23 protein-coding genes are annotated in these 25,633 nt (G+C 67.6%); 10 read left to right on the top strand and 13 right to left on the bottom strand.

Annotation, left to right across the window (positions count from 1 at the left end; translation table 11 throughout):
- Positions 1–22 precede the first annotated feature (22 nt).
- Positions 23–1,309, bottom strand: coding sequence for an isocitrate lyase (gene aceA / locus H7V21_RS06850; RefSeq protein WP_188056083.1), 1,287 nt, complete (start codon positions 1,307–1,309; stop codon positions 23–25).
- A gap of 163 nt (positions 1,310–1,472) precedes the next feature.
- Between aceA and H7V21_RS06845 the strand changes: the two genes are divergently transcribed.
- Positions 1,473–2,855, top strand: a complete 1,383-nt coding sequence (locus H7V21_RS06845) for a short-chain fatty acyl-CoA regulator family protein (protein WP_188056082.1) — start codon at positions 1,473–1,475, stop codon at positions 2,853–2,855.
- A gap of 37 nt (positions 2,856–2,892) precedes the next feature.
- Positions 2,893–3,606, top strand: a complete 714-nt coding sequence (locus H7V21_RS06840; protein ID WP_188056081.1) for an energy transducer TonB — start codon at positions 2,893–2,895, stop codon at positions 3,604–3,606.
- 493 nt (positions 3,607–4,099) lie between these two features.
- Here H7V21_RS06840 and H7V21_RS06835 read toward each other — a convergent pair whose 3' ends face one another.
- Genes H7V21_RS06835 through H7V21_RS06820 form a run of 4 tightly spaced genes read right to left on the bottom strand, consistent with a single transcriptional unit; the run spans position 4,100 to position 6,324 of the window.
- Positions 4,100–4,927, bottom strand: a complete 828-nt coding sequence (locus tag H7V21_RS06835; RefSeq protein WP_188056080.1) for a class I SAM-dependent methyltransferase — start codon at positions 4,925–4,927, stop codon at positions 4,100–4,102.
- A 12-nt stretch (positions 4,928–4,939) separates the two neighbouring features.
- Positions 4,940–5,890, bottom strand: coding sequence for an aldo/keto reductase (locus H7V21_RS06830; RefSeq protein WP_188056079.1), 951 nt, complete (start codon positions 5,888–5,890; stop codon positions 4,940–4,942).
- The gene (locus H7V21_RS06825; protein WP_188056078.1) at positions 5,887–6,063 is read right to left on the bottom strand and encodes a hypothetical protein; all 177 of its coding nucleotides are present in this window, start codon (positions 6,061–6,063) and stop codon (positions 5,887–5,889) included. Before H7V21_RS06825 ends, H7V21_RS06830 begins: the two co-directional genes overlap by 4 nt.
- 6 nt (positions 6,064–6,069) lie before the next feature.
- Positions 6,070–6,324, bottom strand: a complete 255-nt coding sequence (locus tag H7V21_RS06820; RefSeq protein WP_188056077.1) for a hypothetical protein — start codon at positions 6,322–6,324, stop codon at positions 6,070–6,072.
- Between the two features lie 125 nt (positions 6,325–6,449).
- Here H7V21_RS06820 and H7V21_RS06815 point away from each other — a divergent pair, with 125 nt between their 5' ends.
- The 4 genes from H7V21_RS06815 (at position 6,450) to metH (ending at position 12,356) form a co-directional block, all read left to right on the top strand.
- Positions 6,450–7,439, top strand: coding sequence for an ArsR/SmtB family transcription factor (locus H7V21_RS06815; protein ID WP_188056076.1), 990 nt, complete (start codon positions 6,450–6,452; stop codon positions 7,437–7,439).
- Positions 7,436–8,377, top strand: coding sequence for a methylenetetrahydrofolate reductase [NAD(P)H] (gene metF, locus H7V21_RS06810; protein WP_188056075.1), 942 nt, complete (start codon positions 7,436–7,438; stop codon positions 8,375–8,377). Before H7V21_RS06815 ends, metF begins: the two co-directional genes overlap by 4 nt.
- Before the next feature lie 115 nt (positions 8,378–8,492).
- Positions 8,493–9,539, top strand: a complete 1,047-nt coding sequence (locus tag H7V21_RS06805; protein WP_188056074.1) for a homocysteine S-methyltransferase family protein — start codon at positions 8,493–8,495, stop codon at positions 9,537–9,539.
- Positions 9,540–9,671: 132 nt separating this feature from the next.
- Positions 9,672–12,356 (top strand): methionine synthase, encoded by a 2,685-nt coding sequence (metH, locus tag H7V21_RS06800; protein ID WP_188056073.1) that lies wholly within the window; start codon positions 9,672–9,674, stop codon positions 12,354–12,356.
- 40 nt (positions 12,357–12,396) lie between these two features.
- On the opposite strand, the gene H7V21_RS06795 is transcribed toward metH, so the two are convergent.
- The 3 genes from H7V21_RS06795 to H7V21_RS06785 all read right to left on the bottom strand — a co-directional run bounded on the left by H7V21_RS06795 (position 12,397) and on the right by H7V21_RS06785 (position 15,673).
- On the bottom strand, positions 12,397–13,578 hold the full coding sequence (locus H7V21_RS06795; protein ID WP_188056072.1) for an NAD(P)/FAD-dependent oxidoreductase: 1,182 nt from the start codon (positions 13,576–13,578) through the stop codon (positions 12,397–12,399).
- Between the two features lie 239 nt (positions 13,579–13,817).
- Positions 13,818–14,990 (bottom strand): helix-turn-helix domain-containing protein, encoded by a 1,173-nt coding sequence (locus H7V21_RS06790; protein ID WP_188056071.1) that lies wholly within the window; start codon positions 14,988–14,990, stop codon positions 13,818–13,820.
- A 14-nt stretch (positions 14,991–15,004) separates the two neighbouring features.
- Positions 15,005–15,673: a hypothetical protein gene (locus tag H7V21_RS06785; protein ID WP_188056070.1), complete on the bottom strand. Its 669-nt coding sequence runs from the start codon at positions 15,671–15,673 to the stop codon at positions 15,005–15,007.
- A 492-nt stretch (positions 15,674–16,165) separates the two neighbouring features.
- On the opposite strand from H7V21_RS06785, the gene H7V21_RS06780 reads away from it, so the two are divergent.
- On the top strand, positions 16,166–17,767 hold the full coding sequence (locus H7V21_RS06780) for an MFS transporter (protein WP_188056069.1): 1,602 nt from the start codon (positions 16,166–16,168) through the stop codon (positions 17,765–17,767).
- Between the two features lie 59 nt (positions 17,768–17,826).
- Positions 17,827–18,855, top strand: coding sequence for an alanine racemase (locus tag H7V21_RS06775; protein WP_188056068.1), 1,029 nt, complete (start codon positions 17,827–17,829; stop codon positions 18,853–18,855).
- Between the two features lie 28 nt (positions 18,856–18,883).
- Here the strand turns inward: H7V21_RS06775 and H7V21_RS06770 are convergent, their stop codons facing one another.
- Both H7V21_RS06770 and H7V21_RS06765 read right to left on the bottom strand, forming a co-directional pair.
- Complete coding sequence (locus H7V21_RS06770) at positions 18,884–20,056, bottom strand: acetyl-CoA C-acetyltransferase (RefSeq protein WP_188056067.1); 1,173 nt, start codon at positions 20,054–20,056, stop codon at positions 18,884–18,886.
- Positions 20,057–20,092: 36 nt separating this feature from the next.
- Positions 20,093–21,085 carry an alpha/beta fold hydrolase gene (locus H7V21_RS06765; protein WP_188056066.1) on the bottom strand — a complete coding sequence of 331 codons (993 nt, stop codon included), beginning with the start codon at positions 21,083–21,085 and terminating at the stop codon, positions 20,093–20,095.
- 108 nt (positions 21,086–21,193) lie between these two features.
- Between H7V21_RS06765 and phaR the strand changes: the two genes are divergently transcribed.
- Positions 21,194–21,748, top strand: coding sequence for a polyhydroxyalkanoate synthesis repressor PhaR (gene phaR, locus H7V21_RS06760; protein ID WP_188056401.1), 555 nt, complete (start codon positions 21,194–21,196; stop codon positions 21,746–21,748).
- Positions 21,749–21,760: 12 nt separating this feature from the next.
- On the opposite strand, the gene H7V21_RS06755 is transcribed toward phaR, so the two are convergent.
- Positions 21,761–22,582 (bottom strand): class I SAM-dependent methyltransferase, encoded by an 822-nt coding sequence (locus H7V21_RS06755; RefSeq protein WP_188056065.1) that lies wholly within the window; start codon positions 22,580–22,582, stop codon positions 21,761–21,763.
- A gap of 52 nt (positions 22,583–22,634) precedes the next feature.
- Between H7V21_RS06755 and H7V21_RS06750 the strand changes: the two genes are divergently transcribed.
- Positions 22,635–22,823, top strand: a complete 189-nt coding sequence (locus H7V21_RS06750; protein WP_188056064.1) for a hypothetical protein — start codon at positions 22,635–22,637, stop codon at positions 22,821–22,823.
- An 11-nt stretch (positions 22,824–22,834) separates the two neighbouring features.
- On the opposite strand, the gene H7V21_RS06745 is transcribed toward H7V21_RS06750, so the two are convergent.
- Positions 22,835–24,013: an aspartyl protease family protein gene (locus H7V21_RS06745; RefSeq protein WP_188056063.1), complete on the bottom strand. Its 1,179-nt coding sequence runs from the start codon at positions 24,011–24,013 to the stop codon at positions 22,835–22,837.
- Between the two features lie 68 nt (positions 24,014–24,081).
- A complete protein-coding gene (locus H7V21_RS06740; RefSeq protein ID WP_188056400.1) occupies positions 24,082–25,629 on the bottom strand; it encodes a CpaF family protein in 1,548 nt (515 codons plus the stop codon).
- Positions 25,630–25,633 lie beyond the last annotated feature (4 nt).

Here is a 25,633-nt window from a genome sequence, read left to right as displayed (position 1 = left end):
CCTACGCTGACTTGAAAGGGATTCAGGCGGTTGCCGCCTCCTTCTTGAACTGGGCCGCTTCGGTCGATTCGGCGAGCGCGGTGGTCGAGCTCTCGCCGCCGGCGACCGCCTGGGCGACCATATCGAAATAGCCGGTGCCCACTTCGCGCTGGTGGCGAGTCGCGGTGTATCCGTCCTTCTCCGCGCCGAATTCGGCCTGCTGCAGCTCGCTGTACGCCGCCATGCCGCGATCCTTGTAGCCGCGGGCCAGCTCGAACATGCCGTAGTTGAGCTGGTGGAAGCCGGCGAGCGTCACGAACTGGAACTTGTACCCCATCGCGCCGATCTCGCGCTGGAAGCGGGCGATGTCGTCCTTGTCCAGATTCGCCTCCCAGTTGAAGCTGGGCGAGCAATTGTACGCCAGCATCTTGTTGGGATATTCCTTCTTGATCGCTTCGGCGAAGCGGCGCGCGTCGTCCAGATTGGGCTTGCTCGTCTCCCACCACAGCAGATCGGCATGCTCGGCGAACGCCAGCCCGCGCTTGATGCAGTGGTCGACGCCGGTGCCTTCCTTCAGGCGATAGAAGCCTTCGGCCGTCCGCTCGCCGGTCAGGAACTCGTGATCGCGCTCGTCGATGTCGCTGGTGATCAGCTTGGCGCTTTCGGCGTCGGTGCGGGCGCAGATGATCGTCGGCACGCCGCTCACGTCGGCGGCGAGACGCGCGCTGTCGAGGTTGCGGATATGCGCCTGCGTCGGGATCAGCACCTTGCCGCCCAGATGGCCGCACTTCTTTTCGGAAGCGAGCTGGTCCTCATAATGTACGCCTGCCGCGCCCGCGGCGATATAGGCCTTCATGATCTCGAAGCAGTTGAGCGGGCCGCCGAAGCCTGCTTCGGCATCGGCGACGATCGGCGCGAACCAGTCGCGGCTGGCGCCGCCTTCCGAATGCTCGACCTGATCGGCGCGCTGGAGCGTGGCGTTGATCTTGCGCGCCAGTTCGGGGCCCGCATTGGCGGGATAGAGCGACTGGTCGGGATACATCTGGCCCGCGGTGTTCGCATCCGCCGCGACCTGCCAGCCGGACAGATAGATCGCCTTCAGCCCGGCGCGGACCATCTGCATCGCCTGGTTGCCCGAAAGCGCGCCGAGTGCGTTGATGTAATCCTCGCTCTTGAGCAGGTCCCACAGCTTGAGCGCACCCTTGCGCGCCAGCGTATGTTCGATGGCGACCGATCCGCGCAGCTTCGCCACATCGTCCGCGCTATAGGGGCGCGTGATGCCGTCGAAACGGCCGGCGGGTGCGGGGACGAGGTCTTCGAAAGTCGCCATTGTGGAGTCCTTTACAGTTTTGTGCGGTATTTGCCGCTGTGCTATGCAGTGAATAATGGCTGGCCGCTCCCAAAGGCACGGGTAAACGGCCGCGAACCGCGTGGTGCTGTCGCCGCGTTCCGCAATGGTTGTGTAAACCTGTAAAGGCATTTACAACGCCGGAATGGCCGATCCCAAGCTCTTCGCCGGACATGCCGTGCGCCGCCTCCGTCGCGGTGCGGGGCTCACTCAGGCCGCCATGGCCGAAACGCTGGGCCTCTCTCCCAGCTATCTCAATCTCGTCGAGCGCAACCAGCGGCCGCTGTCGGCGACGCTGCTGCTCCGTCTCGCCGAAAGCTTCGATTTCGATCCGCGCACGCTTGCCGCCAGCGAGCCGGGGGGCGGTGCCGACGCGATCCGCCGCCGGCTCGCCGATCCGCTGTTCGCCGATCTCGAGATCGATCGCGCCGAGGTGGAGGAGTGGCTCGCCGGCGCGCCGGGCGGAGCCGAGGCATTCGCCCGTGCCTTTGATCGGGCGGGGAAGGGCGGGGCGGCGCCGGATGCCGCGCCCGATCCCGCCGCCGCCGTCCGCCATGAAGTCGAGCGCTGGCGCAACCATTTCGCCGATCTCGACGCCGCGGCCGAAGCGCTCGCCGACGAGCTGCGGCTCGGTGCGGGCGATCTCTACGGCGCGATGGCCGAGCGGCTGCGCGTGAAGCACCAGCTCTCGGTCCGCATCCTGCCTGTCGAGGTGATGCCCGATCGGCTGAAGCGGCTCGATCTGCATGCGCGCCAGCTCCAGCTCTCCGAACTGCTCGATTCCGCCTCGCGCAGCTTCGCGCTTGCGCAGCAGCTGGCGGGCGAGGCGCGTGGCGAAATCGACGCGCTGGTGCGCGGTGCCGCGCATGCCGATCGCACTGCCGAGCGGCTCTTCCGCCGCCATCTCACCGGCTATTTCGCTGCCGCGGTGATGATGCCCTACGCCCGTTTCCTGCGCGCATGCGAAGGCACGGGCTATGATACCGAACTGCTCCAGCGGCGGTTCGGCGCGGGGTTCGAGCAAGTCGCACATCGCCTTACCACGCTTCAGCGGGTCGGCGCGCGCGGCCTGCCTTTCTTCATGATCCGCACCGATCGCGCCGGCCAGGTTTCGAAACGCTATGCAGGCGCCAGCGCCTCGCCGCTCGTCGAGGGGCTGGGCCTGTGTCCCCTATGGAATCTGTTCGAAGCGTTCGCCCGGCCCTCCGAACTGGTGACTCAGTTGCTCGGCCTGGAAGACGGCAGCCGCTGGTTCACGCTCGCGCGCAGCGTCCAGCCGCAGGGCACGCGCGCCGGCGGCGTCCGCGCGCGCTTCGCGGTCGGGCTCGGACTGGCAGCGGGCGAGGCGGGGACGCTCGCGGCTGCGCGCGGTGTCGATCTGGGCGGCAATGCCACTCCGGTCGGCCTGGGTTGCCGCGCCTGCACCCGCCTCGATTGCCCGCAGCGCAGCGCCCCGCCCGCCGGACGTGCGGTGATCCTCAACGAGCGCGAGATGGGGCTGACACCCTGGGGCTTTGCCGGAGACTGATGCGGCACTCGCGCGACGGTTCGCGGGTTGGGCAGGCATGACGCGACTCACGCGAAGCGACCGGAGCCTGGCCTCGGCTGCGGCGGGCGCGGCGGGCGCCGCGATACTCGGCGCGATCTGGCTGGGGCTTGCCGTATCGGGCGGATCGGGCGAGCAGGCTGCGCTCGCCACCTATGATATCGCGCCGCCGCCACCGCCGCCCGCCATTCCCGATCCACAGCCTGCCGATCAGCTCGAAGGGGCCGCTGCGCCGCCCGCGCTGCGTGCCGATCCCGCGCCGGTGTCTGCGCCCGAGGTGCCGGTGCCGGTCCCCTCGCCACGGCCCGTGCCGCCGGTCGCGGGCGAGGGAGTCGATGCTTCCGCCGGCGCCGCCGAACGGCCCGGCCCCGGCATGGGCGCCGGTGGCGAAGGCACCGGCCTGGGCAGCGGCGCGGGCGGGGCGGGGACGGGCGGCGGCCTCGCCAGCCGCGCGCGCCGCGTCCGTGGCGGCATCAACATTCGCGACTTCGATGCCGACGCCGCTTCGCCCGCGCTTCGCCCGCTCGTCCTGCACCTCTCGATCAGCGCCGAAGGCCGAGTGACGGACTGCACGGTGGCGCAGCCTAGCGGCCGCCCGGCGCTCGATGCGCGCACCTGCCAGCTCGCACGCAGCCGCTTCCGGTACGAGCCGGCCCGCGACGCCAGCGGCCGGGCCGTGCCGGACGTCGCCGGCTGGCGTCAGCGCTGGTGGAGCGAGGATGCGGGCGAGTAGCGTGGCGCCGCGAGCGGCTGCTGCCGGGAAGTGGGCTGAACGGTGGAGATGGGTGGAAAGCGGACGTTCGAGGGCTCTATGCGAGACAGTTTAGAAGCTCGGTGCCGCAAGTGGATAGGCCCAGTACTTCAGATCCTCAGTTTTGAAGCCGGGGCTCGTTTGGTAGGTGCAGTCCTCGAAGAGGCGAACGCTAACGAGATTGCCGTCATCTTGACGGAATATCATACCTGAATGGGCGTCTTCTCCCTTCGAACCGAACCGCTCGACAGCAACTACCCGTCGTTCATCAAGGTGAAAGTTCCTCGCCATTTCAGGAGCCATCGGGCTTTCCGCGTAGGCGCGCTGTATGGACTGCAGGAGCTCGCTGTCAGTTAAGCCGTAACACGCCGTGTTCGTGCTGCATCCGGTGAGCGCAACGACCGCACTCGGAAGGAGAGCTAGCCTCATCGGGTCCGTATGTCCGCGAATTGGGGTTGAAACGGGGCAATCAACTTCACAAGCCCGCCACCGGCTCCCGCTCGCGCGCTGCGGCCCATCCCGCGCCGCTGATCGCTCCCCCGGAGACCGTCCCCGAATAGCGCCGCTCGCCCACCGAGAAGACGATGCGCGCGCCGTCGAGCCGCCCGCCCGCAATGGGCTCGCCGTCCAGCGATCCTTCGAGCTGCTGGAACGCCTGCCGCAGCACCAGCGCGCGCTCGCCTGCCGCGTCGCGCAGCGTCCAGCGGCCCGCCACCTGCGCCGGCACGACCCAATGATAGAGCCGCGATCCGCCGACGCGCGCCTCGCCATCGGGCTGCCACGCGCCCATGGCGAAGGCATGGCTCACCACATGCGCGCCCGGCCGCAGTTCGGCGAGCAGCCGCGGGCGCAACCTCTGATTGACTTCGGGCAGCAGGAACATCGTCACCACATCGGCGTCGCCGAGCGGCGTCTCGAACAGGTCCTGCGCAAGAAAGTGGGTGCGCGCCGCCACTCCGGCCTCCCGCGCCTTGCCGCGCGCCTCGGCGACGAGCACCGGGTCGATGTCGATCCCCAGCGCGGTCGCGCCGCGTTCCGCCGCGGCGATCGCGATGCGCCCGTCGCCGGTGCCCAGGTCGATCACATGATCGCCCGGTCCCACTTCGGCCAGATCGAGCATCGCAGCCACTGCCTCGGGCCGCGTGACGGCATAGGGTACGTCGAGGTCGGGTGCCCCGTGCAACAGCGTGTCGAGCGAGCAGCGCGCCTGACCTACCGACAGGCACCGCGCGCCCACGCCGCCCGCGCCGATCGCCAGAAGCGTCAGGGCGAGTGCGGCGATGCGGGCGCGGCGGGAAAGCATCGCCGCCCCGGCCTAGGCCCCTGCCGCCGTCAGCCGTTCGCGCTGGTCGTCGGTCAGCGCCACGTCCCAGTTGCCGATCAGCTCGTCGAGCTGCGCGACGCTCGTCGCGCTGGCGATCGGCGCGCTCACGCCGGGTTGCCCCGCCAGCCACGCGAGCGCGATCTGCGCCAGGCTGGCCCCGGTCTCGTCGGCCACGGCATCCATCGCCGCCAGCACCTCGGCGCCGCGTCCGTCGAGCAGCGCCTTCATCCGCCCTCCGCGCACGCTTTTCGAAAGATCGGCTTCGCTGCGATACTTGCCGGTCAGAAATCCCGAGGCGAGCGCGAAATAGGGGACCGCGCCGATGTTGTGCGCGATGCACAGATCCTGCAGCTCGCCTTCGAAGCTGCTGCGGGCGACCAGATTATATTCGGGCTGCAGCACCTGATACTGCGGCAGGCTGGTGCGCAGCCCCAGGTCGAGCGCGGATTTCAGCCGCGCCGCCGTGAAGTTCGACGCGCCGATCGCACGCACCTTGCCCGCCTCGATCAGCTTTCCGAACGCGCCGAGCGCATCCTCCTGCGGCACGTCGGGATCGTCGCGATGCGCGAAATACAGGTCGATCCGGTCGGTGCCCAGCCGCCGCAGCGATGCCTCGCATGCCGCCGCGATTCGCGCGGGGGCGAGGCCGTGGCCGCCTTCGCCGTCCAGCATGCCCACCTTGGTCGCGATCAGCACACGGTCGCGCTTGCCCGATTGCTTGAGCCACTTGCCGATCACCGCTTCGGATTCGCCGCCCGAATGGCCGGGCGCCCAGTCGGAATAAACGTCGGCGGTGTCGATCATCGTGCCGCCGCGTTCGACGAACCGGTCGAGGATACGGAAGCTGGTCGCTTCGTCGGCGGTCCAGCCGAACACATTGCCGCCCAGCACCAGCGGCGGCGTCTCGAGCCCGGAGGTGCCGAGCGTGCGCAATTCGGTCATTCGGCCTCCGCGGGCTGGGGCGCTTCGGATACCGTCGCGCCGTTCAGGTCGAGTGCCTCGGCCGCTTCGTTGAGCGCCTGCGCCTCTTCGGCGCTCACGCCGCCGGGCGCGGCCTCGTCGCCGCCGCACGCCGCCAGCGCGGCCGGCAGCAGCAGCAGTGCGAAGCGCCGCATCGCCGCTTACTCGGCCGTCGCGTCGGCTGCCGGCTCGGCGCTGTTCGCGGTCAGGTTGGCGGGCTCGGCATAGGCGTTTTCGGCGGCGCCGAACGCGGCTTCCTGCGCCGCTTCGAGGTCGTTGACAGCTTCGCCCATCGTGCCGCTGTCGCCGGCGATCGCCTCGGATGCCTCGGCGGTTTCGTTCTGGGCGCTTTCGCCGCAGGCGGCGAGTGCCAGCGCGGCCGCGGTCGCCACGGGGAGCAGAAGTGCCTTGCGCATGCCTTGAAATCCTCCTTGGTGGTGCAGGCGAAGCTGCACGTGCCAGCGCTAACCAAGCCGCCGCCGCCGCGCAAGCCGCGCTGCTCGTTGACCCGATATAAAGACATCTTTATATCTCTAAGCCAATGACGACAGCTCTCGAAATCTTCCGTGCCCTGGCCGATTCGACGCGGCTGCGCATTCTCGCGCTGTTGCGATCGATGGAGCTGTCGGTCGGCGAGCTGGCCCAGGTGCTGGGGCAGAGCCAGCCGCGCGTCTCGCGCCATGTGAAGATCCTCGTCGATGCCGGCCTCGCCGAACGGCGCAAGGAAGGAAGCTGGGTGTTCGTCGCGCTCGGCGATCGCGATCGAGTTGCGCCGATGCTCGCGGCGCTCGATTGCTGGGCCGAGCAGGAGCCCGATCATTGGGCGGTTGCCGATAATGCCCGTCTCGCCGCCGTGCGCGCGGATCGCGCGGCAGCGGCGGCGCAATGGTTCGAGGAACATGCCGGTGACTGGGATGCGATCCGGTCGCTCCACGTCGCCGAGAGCGAAGTCGAAGCGACCATGGGCCGCACGCTCGGGCTCGACGCGCCGGAGGGGAATGTCTCGCTCGGCCGGTTGATCGACATCGGCACCGGCACCGGGCGGATGCTCGAGCTGTTCGGTCCGCGTGCCGAACATGCGCTGGGGATCGATCGCTCGTCGGAAATGCTGCGGCTCGCGCGCGCCAAGCTCTCCGAACGCGGGCTCGACAACACCGAGCTGCGCCAGGCCGATCTCTACGCGCTGCCGCTCGGCGACGGCGGCGCGGACGTCGCGATCCTGCACCATGTGCTCCATTTCGCGCAGCAGCCCGGCGCGGCGATCGCCGAGGCGACGCGCGTGCTCGCGCCGGGCGGGCGGCTGCTGATCGCCGATTTCGCGCCGCACGAGCGCGAGGAATTGCGCGCGCGCGACGCGCATGCGCGGCTCGGCTTTTCGGATGAACAGATTCTGGGCTGGTTCAGGGCGAACGGCCTTGCTCCGGCAGTGATCGAGACGCTCGAAGGCGGCGAACTGACGGTGAAGCTCTGGCTGGGGCGCAAACCGGGAGTGCGCGACGCCGAGGGTATCAAGGAGGTGAAGGCGGCATGAGTATCACGGTGAATCAGCTCGAAGAGGCGCGTCGTGCGCTCGATGCACCGCTTTTCGCCGATGTTGCCGGCGATCTGGAGGTTTCGTTCGAATTCTTCCCGCCGAAGAACGAGAAGATGGAAGCGACGCTGTGGGAATCGGTGCAGACGCTGGCGCCGCTCGCTCCCCGTTTCGTCTCGGTCACCTATGGCGCGGGCGGCTCGACGCGCGAGCGCACGCACGCCACGGTCGCGCGCATCCAGCGCGAAACGCCGCTCTCCGCCGCCGCGCATCTCACCTGTGTCGAAGCGACGCGGGACGAGATCGATCAGGTCGCCGAGGAATATTGGGCCGCGGGCATCCGCCACATCGTCGCGCTGCGCGGCGACCCGCCGGTGCTGGGTGCGAAGTTCGAGGCGCATCCCCAGGGCTATGCCAATGCCGCCGAGCTGGTCGCGGGGCTGAAGAAGCTGCATCCGTTCGAGATCTCGGTCGCCGCCTATCCCGAAGTGCATCCGGATTCGGCCAATCGCGCCGCCGATATCGACAATCTGAAGCGCAAGCTGGATGCCGGCGCGACCCGCGCGATCAGCCAGTTCTTCTTCACGCCGGAATGTTTCTTCCGCTTCCGCGACGATGTGGCTGCGGCAGGAATCGGTGCGGAGATCGTGCCGGGGATATTGCCGGTCTCCAGCGTCGCCCAGACGCGCAAGTTCGCGGGTCTCTGCGGCGCTCAGATCCCGCCGTGGATGGATCGGCTGTTCGAGGGGCTCGACGATCATCCCGCCGCGCGCCAGCTCGTTTCGGCGACGATCGCTGCCGAGCTGTGCCGCAAGCTCTATGCCGGCGGCGTGCGGACGCTGCACTTCTACACGCTCAATCGCGCCGAGCTCAGCTACGCCATTTGCCACCTGCTCGGCCTGCGGCCGAAGGCGGGGACGGAAGCCGCGGCGGCTTAGTCCCCCTCCCGCTTGCGGAAAGGGTTAGCGGAGGGCCTGTCCTCCCGCGCCCGCCGACCGACAAGCCCTCCCCCGACCCCTCCCGCATGCGGGAGGGGAGAAGGAACGAAAGACGATGACTCCACGCGAAACCCTCCTCGAACAGGCCGCGCAGCGCATCCTGCTCACCGACGGCGCCTTTGGCACCGAGATCCAGAACTGGGGCCTCAAGGAAGCCGATTACGCCGGCGACCTCGGCCTCGGCCACGATCAGAAGGGCAACAACGATATCCTCGCGATCACGAAGCCCGAGGTGCCGGACACGATCACGCGCGCCTATCTCGATGCCGGATCGGATATCGTCTCGACCAACACCTTCTCGGCCAATCGCATCAGCCAGGCCGATTACGGCGCCGAGCATCTCGTCCGCGAGATCAACGTCGAATCCGCCCGCATCGCCCGCGCCGCGGCGGACGCATTCCAGGCGCGCGACGGGCGCCCCCGTTTCGTCGCCGGTGCGATCGGGCCGACCAACAAGACGTTGTCGCTCTCGCCGGACGTGAACGATCCCGGCTATCGCGAGATCGATTTCGACCATCTCAAGGAGGTGTATCGCGAGCAGACCGATGCGTTGCTCGAGGGCGGTGCCGACTTCATCCTGATCGAGACGGTGTTCGATACGCTCAATGCCAAGGCCGGCATCAAGGCGGTGCTCGAAGCCGAACAGGCACTGGGCCGCGACGTGCCGATCATGATGTCGATGACGCTCACCGATCTGTCGGGGCGCAATCTCTCGGGCCACACGGTCGAGGCGTTCTGGCACGCGGTGCGGCACGCACGGCCGCTGACGATCGGCCTCAACTGCTCGTTCGGCGCCGAGCAGCTGCGCCCGCACGTGGCGACGCTGGCGAAGACGTGCGACACGCTGATCATGGTCTATCCCAACGCGGGACTGCCCAACGAGCTCGGCGCCTATGACGAGGCGCCCGACACGACCGCCGGGCTGGTCAGGCGCTGGGCCGATGCGGGGCAGGTCAACATCCTCGGCGGCTGTTGCGGATCGACCCCGGATCACATCGCGGCGATCGCAGCGGCAGTTAAGGGCCTGCCGCCGCGCACGCTGCCCCAGGTGCCGGTGCGGACGCGGCTGGCGGGGCTGGAGCCGTTCACCATGGCAGCGTGATTCTCCCCCTCCCGCGCGCGGGGGGGGGCGGGGAGTGGGCACGCGCTCTCCACAAGCGATACCGATTGTAATGGGCCGGGCGCCCACCCCCTTACCCCCTCCGGCAGGCGGGAGGGGGAATTGAGGAATGAAATGACCACCACCTCCTCCACCAATTTCGTCAACATCGGCGAGCGCACCAACGTCACCGGTTCGGCGCGCTTCAAGAAGCTGATCATGGCGGGCGACTATGCCGCCGCGGTCGAAGTCGCGCTCCAGCAGGTGGAGAACGGCGCGCAGGTGATCGACGTCAACATGGACGAGGGCCTGCTCGACGCGGTCGAGGCGATGACCACCTTCCTGAAGCTGATCCAGGCCGAGCCCGATATCGCGCGCGTGCCCATCATGATCGACAGCTCGAAATGGGAAGTGATCGAGGCGGGGCTGAAGTGCGTTTCGGGCAAGCCGATCGTCAATTCGATCAGCATGAAGGAAGGCGAGGAGAAATTCCTCGCCGAAGCGCGCAAGTGCATGGAATATGGCGCCGCCGTCGTCGTGATGGCGTTCGACGAAGTAGGACAGGCCGACACGCAGGCGCGCAAGATCGAGATCTGCGAGCGCGCGTACAAGCTGCTCATGACGATCGATTTCCCGCCCGAGGACATCATCTTCGACGCCAATGTGTTCGCCGTCGCGACCGGCATCGAGGAGCATAACAACTATGCGGTCGACTTTATCGAGGCCGTGAAGGAAATCCGGAAACGCTGCCCGCACGTCCATTTCTCGGGCGGGCTTTCGAACCTGTCGTTCAGCTTTCGCGGCAACGAGCCGGTGCGTCGCGCGATGCATTCGGTGTTCCTCTACTACGCAATCCCCGCCGGGCTGGACATGGCGATCGTCAACGCCGGGCAGCTCGACGTTTATGACGCGATCGAGCCCGAGCTGCGCCAGGCGTGCGAGGATGTGATCCTGAACAAGGATCCCGACGCGGGCGAGCGTCTGGTGGCGCTTGCCGAGAAATATCGCGGCACCGATGCGGTGGCGGAAAAGCAGGCCGCGGAATGGCGCAGCTGGACCGTCACCAAGCGGCTGGAACATGCGCTGGTGAAGGGCATCGACGCGCATGTCGTCGACGATACCGAGGAAGCGCGGCAGGAAGTCGCCAATCGCGGCGGCCGTCCGATCGAAGTGATCGAAGGTCCGCTGATGGACGGGATGAACGTGGTCGGCGACCTGTTCGGATCGGGCAAGATGTTCCTGCCGCAGGTGGTGAAGTCGGCGCGCGTGATGAAGAAGGCGGTCGCCCACCTGCTCCCCTATATCGAGGCGGAGAAGGAGCCCGGCGCCAAGGGCAAGGGCAAGATCATCATGGCGACGGTGAAGGGCGATGTGCACGACATCGGCAAGAACATCGTCGGCGTGGTCTTGCAGTGCAACGGCTTCGAGGTGGTCGACCTCGGCGTGATGGTGCCGTGGACCGACATCCTCAAGGCCGCGAACGAGAATGATGCCGACATGATCGGCTTGTCCGGCCTCATCACCCCCAGCCTCGACGAGATGGTGACGGTGGCCGAGGAGATGCAGGCCGCCGAAATGACGATGCCGCTGCTGATCGGCGGCGCGACCACGTCTAAGGTGCACACCGCGCTGCGCATCGCGCCTGCCTACACGGGGCCGGTCGTCCATGTGCTCGACGCCAGCCGCGCGGTGGGCGTGGCGACCACGCTCGTCAGCACCACCGGGCGCGACGCCTATGTCGCGAAGATCGCCGACGAATATGAGACGGTCCGCCAGAGCCGCGCCAACAAGGGCCAGAGCAAGCTCGTGACGCTTGCGGAGGCGCGCGCGAACGGCTTCGTGATCGACCCAGCGCTCAAGCCGCCCGCGCCCAAGCAGCCGGGCCTCCACGTGTTCGACGGCTGGGATCTGGCCGAACTGCGCGACTATATCGACTGGACGCCCTTCTTCCGCGCCTGGGAACTGGCGGGCAATTATCCCGCGATCCTCGACGACGAGATCGTCGGCGAAAGCGCGCGCAACCTGTTCGGCGATGCGCAGGAGATGCTCGACCGCGTGGTCGCCGAGAAATGGCTCACCGCGCGCGGCGTCGCCGCCCTCTGGCCGTGCCACCGCGACGGCGACGACGTGGTGATCCACCACGGCCATGTGCAGGATCGCGTCAGCAAGGACGGCGGCACCTTCGCGCACGGCGACATCCCCGATCTCGACCGCACCAACGAAGCCAGCATGCGCATGCCGTTCCTGCGCCAGCAGGTCGCCAAGCGCGAGGGGCGCGCCAACATGTGCCTCGCCGATTTCATCGCGCCCGAGGACGACTGGATCGGCGGCTTCGCGGTCGGCATCCACGGCATCGATTCGCACAGCGCGCGTTTCCGTGCCGAGAACGACGATTATCGCGACATCCTGCTGAAGGCGCTCGCCGACCGTCTGGCCGAGGCGTTCGCCGAGCGGCTCCACCAGCATGTCCGCACCACGTTGTGGGGCTATGCGCAGGGCGAGCAGCTCACCAACGATGCGCTCATCAAGGAGCAGTATCGCGGCATCCGCCCCGCGCCCGGCTATCCGGCGTGTCCCGATCACAGCGAGAAGCCGATGCTGTTCGAGCTGCTGAACGCCACCGAGCACACCGGCATCACCCTCACCGAAAGCTTCGCGATGCTGCCGACGGCGGCCGTCTCCGGCTTCTACTTCGGCCATCCGCAGAGCGAATATTTCGGCGTCGCCCGCGTCGGCGAGGATCAGGTCGAGGATTATGCCCGCCGGCGCGCAGTGGATCTCGAGCAGGCAAAGCGCTGGCTGCGGCCGAACCTCGACTGAGTCACTCGGAGCCGGGCCAGCCGTCCGCGCCGCCGCCGAGTCACAGCGCCTGCGCGGCCGCCCATCCGCTCGCCCAGGCCCATTGGAAATTATAGCCGCCCAGCCAGCCGGTGACGTCCACTGCCTCGCCGATCGCATACAGCCCCGGCACCCGCTTCGCCGCCATCGTCTGCGATGAAAGCTCGGCGGTGCTGATCCCGCCCACCGTCACTTCGGCCTTGGCGAAGCCTTCGGTGCCGTTCGGGTGGAAATGCCAGTCGGCAAGCGCCGCTTCGGCCTCCGCCAGCGCCTGATCGCGGAGGTTGGCGAGCTCGCCGCCCAGCGCCAGCCGGTCCGCCAACGTCTCCGCCAGCCGCTCGGGCAGCTCGCGGGCCAGCGTGCTGCGCAGCGTCGCGCGCGGGTTCGCGCGTTTCGCCCCGCGCAGCCAGCCCGGCGCGCGCCCCGGCACGAAATCCACGCCGATGCGCTCGCCATGCCGCCAATAGGACGAGACCTGCAGGATCGCCGGGCCCGAAAGCCCGCGATGGGTGAACAGCGCGGCCTCGGCGAACCGCGCCTTGCCCGCCGATGCGATCACCGGCGCGGCAACGCCCGAAAGCGTGCGGAACAGCGTTTCGTCGGCGCCCAGCGTCAGCGGCACCAGCGCCGGGCGCGGCTCGATCACTTTCAGCCCGAAGCGGCGGGCGAGATCATAGGCGAAGCCGCTCGCGCCGAGCTTCGGGATCGAAGGGCCGCCGGTCGCGATCACCAGCGACGGCGCGGCAACCGTGCGGCCGTCCAGCGTCACGCGGAACAGTCCGTCGCCATGCTCGACCGCGCCGATGGGCGTGCCCAGCGCCAGTTCCACGCCGCCGCGCGCGCATTCGTCGTGCAGCATGGCGACGATCTGCCGCGCCGATCCGTCGCAGAACAGCTGGCCCAGCGTCTTCTCGTGCCAGGCGATGCCGTGCCGCTCGACCAGCGCCAGGAAATCGGCGGGAGTGTAGCGGCTGAGCGCCGATTTGGCGAAATGGCGGTTGGCCGACAGGAACCGGTCGGGCGCAGTGCCCAGATTGGTGAAATTGCACCGCCCGCCGCCCGAAATCAGGATCTTGGCGCCGGCCGCGCGATTATGATCGACCAGCAGCACCCGCCGCCCGCGTTGCCCCGCGCTCGCCGCGCACAGCAGCCCTGCTGCGCCCGCACCGAGCACGACCGCGTCGAAGGAGGGCGGCGTCGTCATCGCCACCGCCTAGCCGCTGGGGAGCGGCAGGCAAAGCGGCGGTTGGTGATTGGCTTTGGGGAGGGGGAGTGAACGGATGATCGAGAGGCGATCGCGGAAAGCTGTCATCCGATGGAGAGGTTCACGGCTGTTGATCGAGCGGCCGGAGGTGGGCTGGGAGCGGACTAGCAGTTCCTCGGCTGAAGTGCGCGTTAGCGGACGTTCGGTTACCTCCTGCCCTGACCGGGCGCCTCAGCACGCTAGCCCAATTCATGGTCCATGCAAACGTCCGGCGCGAAGGCGGCCTTCAGCCGGATAGGCACCACTCGCTGGTCCAAATAGCCCGCCGGCAGGCTCGCCAGCCCCTCAACATCGCGCAGGTTCAGCCCAAGAGATGCCTCAATCTGCGCGCGCGTGTAGACCCCATGCTCGACCAGCATCCGCAGGCCTTCGGCGAGCATCGTCGGCCGGTTGACCGGAAACGCGTCGTCGAGCGGCTCGACCTTGCGGATGCGCAGGCTGTTCATCTGTCGGAACAGGTAGGAATACTGGTTCTCGGAAAGGATTCCCAGATCCCGGCTGCGATAGGCCATCGATGCGATCGACACACCCCAGCGCGCCTTCAGCGTCTTGAAGTAGGCGATCGAGCTGCCGAGCACCTCGCGGCTGAACGTTTCGCGCGGAAGCAGGAACGCGCTAGCAAAGCGGTTGGCCTGCTTCTCAATCATATCGAGGTTCGAGCTGCTAACCTCGACGTCGGGGTGAAGCACCAGGTGAGCGAGTTCGTGAGCGAGGTTGAACAGGTCACGCGGTCCCCCGAGCACCTCCTCGGACATCAGGACGATCGGACGACCGCCAATCCAGCAGCTCACCGCATCCATGTCTTGGCACCGCACCGGTTCGCGCACCAGCAGAACACCATTCGCCTCCATGGTGGCGCCAAGGTTGCGAATAGGGCCACGGCCCAAACCCCAATGGTCGCGAAGCCGCTCGGCCGCGCACTCGATGTCATCGTCGTCGCCGTGCTCGGCGTCGAACTCTAGGCTGGGGAAGTTCACGGCTGGCAAGGCGATGAAGCGTTCGAGCAGAGTGCCGATGTCCCCCACCCACTGCATGCGCCGGACGATACGACGGCGATGATGCTGCTCCATTCGCTTCAAGCTGCGGAAGAACGGCGCACGCGGCTCGCCCGCACGCGGCGGTAGGCTGGTAAAGAACGAGATCGGCTGACCGGTCTCGGCGATAATCCTGCTCATCGTCTCGCCGCTGGGCGACGCTTGTCCGGTCTCGAACTGCGCAACTGCCTGCCGGCTGACGCCGATGGCATCGGCGAAGGCTTCGCCGGTGAACCCGCGGGCTTCCCGGGCTTCCCTGATCCGTTCCGGAATCGGTTTGGCTCCGGCCGAGACCGGAGCACCGCGATTGTTGCTCATTACGTTACCTGCAGTCAGGATTCGGCGTCGGAAGTCGACTCGTCTTCGTCCTTGCGCAGCGCTTCCTCAATATGGTCACGGAAACGAAGCACGACGGCGGGCGCAGGCACCTCGACCGGAACGGCCTCGATCGGTCGCAGGCGGCTCAGCACGTTCGTGCGCGCAAGCCAGCTGTTGCGCCCAGCTTCGGGCATACCCCAGCATAGGTGTGCAAGATCGGATCCGTTGGCGCCGAAGGTTAACCAGGCATACATCTCTTGCGGAGACGGGGCGCGAAACGGCACGACGACGGGATCCGGATCGAACAGTTCCAGTTGGTTACTCAGACGCTGATCCTGGCGGGTGGGCGTCTCCTCGGGGAATGCCACCGGGCCATCCGTCCGGCATACGTGGGCCCGGAACGGTCCCGACCGCAGCTCGACCCAGTGACCGCCGCCCAACGGCATCCGCGTCATCGCCGATGCGAACGGCAGGTCGCCAGCTTTGCAGCCCTCGTGCACACTGAACAGGACGGCGGCGCGGCGGATATGACCCCTTATGTCCGCACCGATCAGCGACTTGAGGAATGGCTCGTTCTCCATCACGTCGCCAGCCAGCGCGATCGCCTGAGCCACTGACCGCACCAGCGCCAAGTCGGTGCTGGGGGGAAACGCTTCGTCGAGAAGCTGCTGAAACGGAACCATTGCCTGCCCTTTATTATGCGGTCGCAAGCAAATTCCCGAATCTGGCATCTCGCGTCAAGTGATTTCTCAGATTGGCGATCGATGACGGGAAACGGCGAATAAGCGGTGCGGGTCTGTCCGGTCATTGCGAGCGCGTTAGCGCATTCCGGCCTCGCCGAGTAGGTTCGCCAAATATCCGCAGCACGTCGGCTTTCAGGATCAGCGGTGGTCTTGCTCAACGACCGAAAATGGGGCGCGAAGCTGCCGAACTTCGCGCTCGCTCTCCTCCGCAACAATCGCCGCCCCGCCGCGAAGAAATCGCTGTCCTACAGGCCCCGGCCTGTGCCACGCTTGTATCCTGCCCCCCTCGCGCATGCGCACGCGCGGGCGTGCAGGCGGGCGCACGCGCGCGGAGGTACGACCTTTGTGCGACCTTCGACGCGAATCCGCCGTTTCTGATCGAACGGCGGGGCCGCGGCAAACGGGGGCGACGGAAGACGGGGCGGGGGAGCGATGGGGACGACAGCGGCGGACGCAGTGCCGGAAGGCGAGCCGACCCGGCACGACGTGAAGCTGGTGATCGGCGCTTCGTCGCTCGGCACCATCTTCGAATGGTATGATTTCTTCATCTGGGGCACGCTCACTGCCTCGGGCATTCTTCAGGCCAGCTTCTTCCCCTCGGGCAACGACGTGCTGGCGACGTTGCTCGCCTGGGCCACCTTTGCGGTGGGCTTCGCCTTCCGGCCGCTCGGCGCGATCCTGTTCGGCTATCTCGGCGATCGGATGGGGCGCAAATACACCTTCCTCGTCACGATCACGCTGATGGGCGTGGCGACGGCGGGGATCGGCCTCATTCCCGGCTACGCCGCGATCGGCGCGCTGGCGCCGGTGCTCATCATCCTGCTGCGCATCGCGCAGGGGCTGGCGCTGGGCGGCGAATATGGCGGCGCGGCCATCTATGTCGCCGAACATTCGCCGCCGGGAAGGGCCGGGTTCCACACCAGCTTCATCCAGGCGAGCGTCGCGGGCGGCTTCGTGCTCAGCCTCGCGGTGGTGCTGATCGCGCGCGCGCTGTTCGCCGATGTCTGGCTCGATTGGGGCTGGCGGGTGCCGTTCCTCTTCTCGATCCTGCTGCTCGCGATCTCGCTGTGGATGCGGCTCAAGCTTTCCGAAAGCCCGGTGTTCCGGCAGATGCGCGCCGCCGGAGAAACCGCGGCCAATCCCTTCGTCGAAAGCTTCACCTATCCGGGCAACTGGAAGCGGCTGCTCGTCGCGCTGTTCGGCATCGCCGCGGGGCTGACGGTGATCTGGTACACCGCGATGTTCTCGGTCCTCTCGTTCCTTCAGGGGCCGATGCGCGTTGATGCGACGACGGCCCAGCTCGTCACCGGCGGCGGGGCGCTCGCCGGGCTGTTCTGGTTCATCCTGTTCGGCTGGTTCTCGGATCGGGTCGGCCGCAAACGGCCGATCGTGATCGGCTATGCGCTTACGCTGCTGCTGCTCTTCCCGCTCTTCTGGCTGATCGGCAGCGTCGCCAATCCGGGGCTCGCCGCCGCCGCGCAGCGCGCCCCGGTGGTCGTCTCGGGTCCGCAATGCGGCTATGATCCCTTCGCTTCGGTACAGGCCGGCGAATGCGGGCGGCTGCTCGACTATTTCTCGAAAAAGGGGATCGCCTACACCACGGCCGGCGCGTCCGACGTCGATGTGACGATCGGCGGCAGGCCGATCGCCGATACCCGGCCCGAGGCGCTCGATACCGCGCTCGCCGCCGCGGGCTACGATCTCTCGCCGGTGGTCCCGCCGGTCGGCAACATCCTGGTGATTCTCGCCGCGATCGTCGCGCTCAGCGCGCTGTCGGGCGCCACCTTCGGCCCGGTGGCGGCGCTGCTGGCCGAGATGTTTCCGCCGCGCATCCGCTACAGCTCGATGTCGATCCCCTATCATGTCGGCACCGGCTATTTCGGCGGATTCCTGCCGTTCATCAGCCAGTATATCGTCGCCACCACGGGCGATCCCTATGCCGGGCTGTGGTACACCATGGGGGTGGTCGCGCTGGCGCTGATCGTCACCTTCTTCGGGTTGAAGGAAACCCACCGGCCGGCGGCGCGCGCCTGAGCGCTGGCACTGACCGCAGCCACTGGCGCGGCAGCGGTGGCGCCGCTAACCGGGCGGGCATGACCGCGTCTCCGCTTCGCCTGCGTCTCGACTCGTCCGCGCTCGTCGCCAACTGGCGCACGCTGGATGCGATGAGCGGGCCCGCCGCCTGCGGTGCCGCGGTGAAGGCGAACGGCTATGGCCTCGGCGCGCGCGAGGTGGTGGCGCGGCTGGCGGCGGCGGGATGCCGCGACTTTTTCGTGTCGACCTGGGCCGAAGCCGCCCAGCTCGCCGATCTCGGCGTCGCGGTGTCGGTGCTGCACGGCGTCCGGGCCGAGGATATGGTGGCCGATCGTCCCGCCTACGCCCGGCCGGTGCTCTGCACCGCGGCGCAGGTCCGCCGCTGGCGCGACGCGGGCGGGGGGGGGTGCGACGTAATGGTCGATACCGGGATGAACCGGCTCGGCATCGCGCCGCGGGACGTTGCCGACGGGCTGCTCGAGGGGCTGCGGATCGAGACGCTGATGAGCCATCTCGCCTGCGCCGACGAGGATGTGCCGCGCAACGCCCGGCAGCGCGACGCGCTGGCGGCGCTGGAGGGGAGGACGTCGGCGCGGCGGCTCAGCCTCGCCAATTCGGCGGGGATCGGGCTGGGGCCGGACTATGGCTTCGGGCTGACCCGGCCGGGCATCGCGCTCTACGGCGGCCGCCAGCGGCCGGAGCATGCCGCGATCCGCCAGGTGGTCACGCCCGAGGCGCAGATCCTCCAGCGCCGCCGCGTCGGTGCAGGAGAGAGCGTCGGCTACAACGCCACTTTCACCGCGCCTGCCGCGATGGAAGTGGCGATCCTCAACATCGGCTATGCCGACGGCTATCTGCGCTGCTTTTCGGGCAAGGGGATGGCGCGGGCGGGCGATGCGGCGCTGCCGGTCCTCGGCCGCGTGTCGATGGATCTGCTGGCGGTCGACGTCGGTGCGGCGCCGTCACTGGGCGAGGGCGATTGGGTCGCGCTCGACTATCGCCTGCCCAAAACCGCGGCGGTGAGCGGCCTGTCGCAATATGAGCTGCTGACCGGCCTCGGCGCCCGCTTCGACCGGGTCTGGAGCTGACCCGGCCGAGGCGAAGCGACTGCGTCGATCAGCGCTCGACGCACATGGCGATGCCCATGCCGCCGCCGATGCACAGCGTGGCGAGGCCCTTCTTGGCGTCGCGCTTGCCCATTTCGTAAAGCAGGGTGGTCAGCACCCGCGCCCCGCTCGCGCCGATCGGGTGGCCGATGGCGATCGCGCCGCCATTGACGTTCACCTTGTCGGCGTCCCAGCCCAATTCCTTGCCGACCGACAGCGCCTGCGCCGCGAACGCCTCGTTCGCTTCGATCAGGTCGAGCTCGCCGATCGACCAGCCCGCCTTCTCCAGCGCCCGCCGGGTGGCGGGGACGGGCCCGATCCCCATGATCGACGGATCGACGCCCGCGCTCGCCCAGCTGGCGATCCGCGCCAGCGGCGTCAGCCCGCGGCGGTTCGCTTCCTCGGCCGTCATCACCACCAGCGCGGCGGCGCCGTCGTTGATGCCGCTGGCATTGGCCGCAGTGACGGTGCCGTCCTTCTTGAACGCCGGCCGCAGCCCAGCAACGCCCTCGATCGTCGCGCCGGCCCGGATATACTCGTCGTCCGCGACGATCGTGTCGCCCTTGCGGCCTTTCACCGTCACCGGCACGATCTCGTCCTTGAAGCGCCCCTCGGCGCGCGCCTTCTCGGCCAGGTTCTGCGACCGGACGGCGAACGTGTCCTGCGCCTCGCGGCTCACGTCGAACTGCGCCGCCAGATTCTCGGCGGTGATGCCCATGTGATAGCCGTTGAACACGTCGGTCAGCCCGTCCTTGATCATCGTGTCGATCAGGCTGACGTCGCCCATCTTGGCGCCGGCGCGCAGCGCCTGGGCATGCGGGCTCATCGACATATTCTCCTGCCCCCCGGCAACGACGATCCGCGCGTCGCCGGTCTTGACCGCCTGATAGGCGAGCGCGACTGCGCGCAGCCCCGATCCGCACACCTGATTGACGCCCCAGGCCGGGATCTCCTTGGGGATACCCGCCGCCATCGATGCCTGCCGGGCAGGGTTCTGCCCTTGAGCGGCCGTGAGTACCTGGCCGAGGATCACTTCGGACACGTCTTCGCCGGAGACGCCGGCCTGTGCCAGCGCGGCCTCGATCGCTGCGCGCCCAAGCTCATGGGCGGGCGTTCCGGCGAAGGCGCCGAGAAAGCTTCCCACGGGGGTACGTTTGGCGGCGACGATGACGATTTCGGACATTGCGGGCGACTCCTGCGCTTCGGTTCTGGTTGCGCGCTATCTAGTCGCGGAGCATTCCCTTAGCCAGCCGGCGAGCGGCTCCCACAGTTCGGTACGCGCCCGGCTGCCGATCACCATGCCGACGTGACCGGCACCCACCTGACGTTGAACCGTCAGATTTGCGGCAGTCGCGGCGGGAACGATTCGGTCGCCGGTCGCCACGAATTCGGCCGCGGGGCAGTCGAGCATCTTGGGAGATGCCGCCACGCCGCCGATCCGCCAGTCGCCGCGGCCGGGCAGATCCGCATCGAAGAAGTCGTCGAACATCTGTCGTCCGGCGGCATAGGTGAGCGGCGCTCCATCGTTCGCCCAATCCTCCAGTGCTACGAAGGCGCGTGCCGCCGCACTGCCGGGCGGCAGCGTGGCGAACCGCTCGAATTTGGCGATGGTGCGCTCCGGATCGAGCTGCCAGAAACCCGCCTGCAGCACTTCCATCGGCACCAGGCCGAGCCGTGCGCACCCCGATTCGGCGTGGTGCCAGATGGAATCGATGGCGGGGCGTTCTTCTCCATAGCCGCTGAAGTGCCAGGGGCTTGCGATCAGCGCGAGCCCGGCCACTTTCATAGCGCACGCCGCCATCAGCGCCATGGTGCCGCCCAGGCAATAGCCGACCAGGATCGGCGGCCGCGGCAGTGCGGCGATAAGCGGCAACAGCATCGTTTCGATATGCGCGGTCACGTCCTGCTCGCGCGCTTCCGGCCCCGGCGTGCCCCAGTCGACCAGCATCGGCCGCACACCCTGCCGAGCGAGCCAGCGCAACAGCGAATTGCCGCGGGCAAGGTCGAGGATTTGGGGCGGATTGATCAGCGACGGCACGAACACGACCGGCGGCCCCCAGCCGCCATAGTCGCGCAGCACTGCCCGTCCCGCGCTGGCGACGATCGGCTTTTCCTGCCGCAGCGCCGCACGCGGCGCTTCCTGATAGGCGCGCAGCCCGGCCAACGCCGCCGCTCTTCGTTCCGGCGACGTTGCGGTTTCGCTGCGCAGCATCTCGAGGAACAGCGGCAGCGGGCGCGGGCGCTGATGCGGCGCATCCCCTTGTTGCGGCGCATCATCTTCCGGTGCTACATGCGGATCATACAATCGCAGGGGTCTCTCATGAAGAAGAATCAAAGTGGGAGCGGGCCGGTCATCATCAAGAAGTACGCGAACCGGCGTCTCTACAATACCGAAACATCTTCCTACATCACGCTTGACCACCTCGCGGCGATGACGCGCGAAGGGCGCGACTTCAAGGTGATAGATGCCAAGAGCGAAGACGACATCACCCACAATGTGCTGACGCAGATCATCATGGAAGAGGAATCGCGCGGCCAGACGATGCTGCCGGTAAGCTTCCTGCGGCAGCTGATCGCGCTGTACGGCGATAGCATGCAGGCGATGGTCCCCGGATATCTCGAAGCGTCGATGGACAGCTTCCGCCGCAATCAGGAGCAGTTCAAGAGCGCGGTCGAAGGGGCGTTCGCCAACTCTCCCTTCGCCGAACTCGCCAAGCGCAACATGGCGATGTTCGAAGCGGCAACCGCGGCGTTCAAGCCGGGTGCCGGAGGTGAGGGCGCCGCCGAGACCACCGCCAGCAAAGACGACGAGATCGCCGCCCTGCGCGCCGAACTCGCCCGGCTGCAGGACAAGGTCGAAAAGCTCGGCAGCTGAGGCCGTGCCGGCTCAGGCCGGCTTGCGGAACCGCAACGTCATCCGGTCGCTCTCGCCGATCGCTTCATAGCGCGCGCGGTCGGTCTCGCCGTGGCGCAGCGACGGCGGCAGCGTCCAGACTCCCGCTTCCCAGTCGGCGCTGTCCTGCGGATTTGCGTTGACTTCGGAGGCGCCGACGAACTCGAACCCCGCCTCTTCCGCAAGACGACGCACAGTCGAGACCTTGATATAGCCGCTCGAAATCTCGCGCTCGGCGCTCGCGTCTTCGGGCAGACGGTGATCGACCACGCCCAGCGTGCCGCCGGGCTTCAGCATCGCGTACATCTGCGAAAAGGCTTCGGCGGCATAGTCCTGGCCGTCGCGCTGATAGCCCATCCGCCAGTTGTGAACGTTGCGGAATGTGAGGACGACATCCGCAGTCCCCTCGGGAACGGCAGGCGTTCCCTCGGCCGCCGGGAAGGCGGCGAGCCGCACTGCTCCATAGGTTTCCGGTGCCCGCTCCTGCATCGCACGGATGCGGTTGAGGCCGTTCGGCCAAGGTGCTGCGGCCCAGAGCGTGCCGTTGCCGCCCGCCAGATAGGGCGCGAGAATCTCCGTATACCATCCGCCGCCCGGCCAGATTTCTACCACAGTGTCGTCGGGCTCAACTCCGAAGAAGGAGAGCGTCTCGACGGGATGGCGATAGCGGTCGCGCGCCTTGTTGGCCGGAGTGCGCGTTTCGGCGCTGGCGGCCGCATGGAGCTCATGGCGCTGGAAGCTCGGCGCGCCGACTGCAACGCTGGTGACGGCAACGGCAGTCGTCGCGAACGCGACGGCAACGAGAGACTGGCGCATGGCGGCTCCTTGGGAGATGGGACGAGCGATAGATCGGGGGCGAATCGGTACGATGCAAGAACGACTGTGGATCGGAGTCGTTGCAGCGGTAGTGCTTGCGGCAATTGCCGGCGTCGCGGAGCATCGGCGGACGCGGCGGCGCGACATCGACCGCGTAAGCCTGGTCCCTTGGCCGACGGTTCAGTTCCTGTCGCTGATCGCTGCGGTGATCCTCGGCGGCTTGGCGCTGGGCTTCTTCTGAACGCACAGCGATCAATAGAAGCGCTGAAGCGTCAATCTCCGTTCGCTGCCATCGCAGAGCCGAAGCGTCAGCTGCCGGCCGGGCGTGCCGACCGCCCAATCGACCAGCCCTTCGGAAGTGACCGCTTCGCGGATCGCGCGCCCATCGGCTTCACAGATCAGCTCGCCTCCAGTCCAGCCGCTCGCCGCCGCGGGAGAGTTTCGCATCACGTGCAGCACTCTCAGCCGCCCATGCTCATAGGCGAGCAGCAGCCCGCTGGTGGAGCGCAGGGGCGGCGCGTCGACGAGCGCGCCGGGAGCGAACACCATCCTTCCCGCGCGCGGATCGAGCAGTACGCGGTACCGCAGGAGAAGGCCGCTGCCGATCCGTCCGGCAGCACCAATCCGAGCCGAAAAGCCGTCGTCGCTTTCGATCCGCACCTCGACTTCGCCTACGTCGATCCCGCCGACGCGCAGTGCAGGCACGATCGAGACATCGGTTTCGATGGCTCCGCCCAGACCAAAGGCGATGGTCGAGGTGAGCTCCGCAGCGTGGAGGCCAGTGGTGCTCCACGCCGCGCGCCGCAAGGTTACGGCCGATCCGTCACCGGTGTCGACCAGCAGGGGCCTCAGCCGTTGGCCGCCGAGCGTCAGCTCAGTTACATAGGTGCTCGTCTCGCGCGCGAGACGCAGGGGTGCGGCTTCGCCTCGAAACGGAAGGCGGCCCGTAGGCAAGATGCGGAAGCGTCGCGAGTCATAGTCGATCTCCAGTGCGCAGCAGGAGAGGATGTCGCTGCCTACCAGCATATCGACACTGCGCGTGCCGCCGCCGAGCGCCGACAGGTCGGCGAGCGCCAGTCGGCCACCGAGCCGCTTCAGGCCGCCGATCTCGACTTGGCCGCTTGCCGCCCAGCGGATTGCGACAGGTCCGCCGATCGCTTCGGCTTGACTCGCAACCGTGGGACGCAGGCCGGCGACTTCGCCGAACTCGATCGACGCGACCGTATCGCTCAACCCAGTGTCGAGCAGTGCGCTTGCGGCGTGGCCGTTGAGCGTCATTGCAAAACGGATCTGATTGTGCGGCGTCAGTTCGAAGGGAACCCAGTGTGCCTCCGCATCGGGCGCCAGGACGGTTTCCGGCGAAGCAGATGCCGGCGACGTCGCCTGTGCCACCGGCATCAGAATCGCTAACAGGGCGGCGAGCACAGCCATGCCGGCAAGAATAGCGCAATGCAGAGCGCACTGCGATCGGCGAACGACTGGCCGCGCTGCGACTGCGCTCAGAGGCAGGCCTCGAGCAGCGCCTGGTCGAATCCGAATTGGCGCGCCTTGTCGAGCGTATAGGGGCGCAGTCCCATCGAGCGATATTCGCCGATGATCTTTCCGTCGGCGCTTTCGTCCAGATACTCGAACTTGAAAAGCTCTTGGGTGACGATCACCGGGCCTTCCATGCCGATGACTTCGGTGATGTTGGTCACGCGGCGGCTGCCGTCGCGCAGGCGCTTCACCTGAATGATGAGATCGACCGAGTCGGCGATCTGACGACTGATCGCCTCTTTCGGCACCTTGATGTCCGACATCATCACCATGTTCTCCATCCGCGCCAGCGCCTCGCGCGGGCTGTTGGAGTGAAGCGTGCACATCGACCCGTCGTGGCCGGTATTCATCGCGCTCAACATGTCGAAGCATTCAGCGCCGCGAATCTCGCCCAGAATGATGCGGTCCGGCCGCATGCGTAGTGCGTTCTTCACAAGGTCGCGGATGGTGATCTCGCCCTGACCTTCCAGGTTGGGCGGCCGTGTCTCGAGCGGGAGCCAGTGCGGCTGCTGGAGGCGAAGCTCGGCCGCGTCCTCGATCGTCAGCACGCGCTCGCCGGGGTCGATCAGCTTGGACAATGCGTTGAGCATGGTCGTCTTGCCCGAGCCGGTGCCGCCCGACACCACGACATTAAATCGGCTGGCCCCCGCGATCTTCAGCGCAGTCGCCATCTTCTGGCTCATCGAGCCGCCCTGCGCCATCATGTCCAGCGTGATCGGCTTGGCGGAGAACTTACGGATCGAGATGGCAGTGCCGCGCAGCGACAGCGGCGGCACGATCACGTTGACGCGGCTGCCGTCCTTGAGCCGGGCGTCGGCCAGCGGCGTGGTCTGATCGACGCGGCGGCCGACCGAGTTGCAGATGCGTTGCGCGATCTGGAACAAATGCTCCTCGTCGCGGAAATTGATGTTGGCGAGCTCCAGCTTGCCCTTGCGCTCGACATAGGTCTGTTCAGGGCCGTTCACCATGATGTCGGTGATGGCAGTATCGGCGAGCAGCTCCTCAAGGGGACCGAGGCCCAGCAACTCGTCGACGAGCACCTTTTCCAGTGCGAACTGCTCGCGCCGGTTGAGCGTCAGTTTCAGCTCGGCGAGCACTTCGCCGATGATCGGTCGGAACTCCTCGGCGAGCTCATCCTTGCTGAGGGTCGCGGCGGCCTCCGGATCCACCCGCTCGAGCAGGCGCGGCAGCACCTGTTCCTTGATACGATGGATCGACGCTTCGAACCCCTCGACGCGCGAGCTGCCCTGTTCGCCGGTCAGCGCCTGGCGATCGGCGAGGCGCTGCATCGCATCGGAACTTGCGGCGCTTGGCGCCAGATCCCGTGATTCGAGCTCGGGCGCTTCCGCGCCCGGAAGAGGCACATTCTGGAGCGGCGGGAATTGTTCACCTCCCGCCGGCAAAGGCTCGGAAGCCCGTGCCGGAGCGCCGCCCTGCATCGGCTTGGCAACGCCGAAGGCAGGACGGCCACCACCGCTACCCAATCCGTTGCGTCGTCCGAAAGCGCTCATCTGA

The organism is Sphingosinithalassobacter sp. CS137 (genome assembly GCF_014334115.1).
Taxonomy (GTDB): Bacteria; Pseudomonadota; Alphaproteobacteria; order Sphingomonadales; family Sphingomonadaceae; genus Sphingomonas.
The sequence above is the reverse complement of the archived record's forward strand: the minus strand, read 5'-3'. Positions and strand labels throughout refer to the sequence as shown.

Bases quoted from the DNA above. Each gene is read 5' to 3' on its own strand.
- H7V21_RS06765 (WP_188056066.1), bottom strand. From the start codon at position 21,085: ATGCTGCGCAGCGAAACCGCAACGTCGCCGGAACGAAGAGCGGCGGCG.
- H7V21_RS06825 (WP_188056078.1), bottom strand. From the start codon at position 6,063: ATGCGGCGCTTCGCACTGCTGCTGCTGCCGGCCGCGCTGGCGGCGTGC.
- metF (WP_188056075.1), top strand. From the start codon at position 7,436: ATGAGTATCACGGTGAATCAGCTCGAAGAGGCGCGTCGTGCGCTCGAT.
- H7V21_RS06835 (WP_188056080.1), bottom strand. From the start codon at position 4,927: ATGCTTTCCCGCCGCGCCCGCATCGCCGCACTCGCCCTGACGCTTCTG.
- H7V21_RS06805 (WP_188056074.1), top strand. From the start codon at position 8,493: ATGACTCCACGCGAAACCCTCCTCGAACAGGCCGCGCAGCGCATCCTG.
- H7V21_RS06795 (WP_188056072.1), bottom strand. From the start codon at position 13,578: ATGACGACGCCGCCCTCCTTCGACGCGGTCGTGCTCGGTGCGGGCGCA.
- aceA (WP_188056083.1), bottom strand. From the start codon at position 1,309: ATGGCGACTTTCGAAGACCTCGTCCCCGCACCCGCCGGCCGTTTCGAC.
- metH (WP_188056073.1), top strand. From the start codon at position 9,672: ATGACCACCACCTCCTCCACCAATTTCGTCAACATCGGCGAGCGCACC.
- H7V21_RS06770 (WP_188056067.1), bottom strand. From the start codon at position 20,056: ATGTCCGAAATCGTCATCGTCGCCGCCAAACGTACCCCCGTGGGAAGC.
- H7V21_RS06845 (WP_188056082.1), top strand. From the start codon at position 1,473: ATGGCCGATCCCAAGCTCTTCGCCGGACATGCCGTGCGCCGCCTCCGT.
- H7V21_RS06815 (WP_188056076.1), top strand. From the start codon at position 6,450: ATGACGACAGCTCTCGAAATCTTCCGTGCCCTGGCCGATTCGACGCGG.
- phaR (WP_188056401.1), top strand. From the start codon at position 21,194: ATGAAGAAGAATCAAAGTGGGAGCGGGCCGGTCATCATCAAGAAGTAC.
- H7V21_RS06745 (WP_188056063.1), bottom strand. From the start codon at position 24,013: ATGGCTGTGCTCGCCGCCCTGTTAGCGATTCTGATGCCGGTGGCACAG.
- H7V21_RS06740 (WP_188056400.1), bottom strand. From the start codon at position 25,629: ATGAGCGCTTTCGGACGACGCAACGGATTGGGTAGCGGTGGTGGCCGT.
- H7V21_RS06780 (WP_188056069.1), top strand. From the start codon at position 16,166: ATGGGGACGACAGCGGCGGACGCAGTGCCGGAAGGCGAGCCGACCCGG.
- H7V21_RS06820 (WP_188056077.1), bottom strand. From the start codon at position 6,324: ATGCGCAAGGCACTTCTGCTCCCCGTGGCGACCGCGGCCGCGCTGGCA.
- H7V21_RS06840 (WP_188056081.1), top strand. From the start codon at position 2,893: ATGACGCGACTCACGCGAAGCGACCGGAGCCTGGCCTCGGCTGCGGCG.
- H7V21_RS06750 (WP_188056064.1), top strand. From the start codon at position 22,635: ATGCAAGAACGACTGTGGATCGGAGTCGTTGCAGCGGTAGTGCTTGCG.
- H7V21_RS06790 (WP_188056071.1), bottom strand. From the start codon at position 14,990: ATGAGCAACAATCGCGGTGCTCCGGTCTCGGCCGGAGCCAAACCGATT.
- H7V21_RS06755 (WP_188056065.1), bottom strand. From the start codon at position 22,582: ATGCGCCAGTCTCTCGTTGCCGTCGCGTTCGCGACGACTGCCGTTGCC.
- H7V21_RS06775 (WP_188056068.1), top strand. From the start codon at position 17,827: ATGACCGCGTCTCCGCTTCGCCTGCGTCTCGACTCGTCCGCGCTCGTC.
- H7V21_RS06785 (WP_188056070.1), bottom strand. From the start codon at position 15,673: ATGGTTCCGTTTCAGCAGCTTCTCGACGAAGCGTTTCCCCCCAGCACC.
- H7V21_RS06830 (WP_188056079.1), bottom strand. From the start codon at position 5,890: ATGACCGAATTGCGCACGCTCGGCACCTCCGGGCTCGAGACGCCGCCG.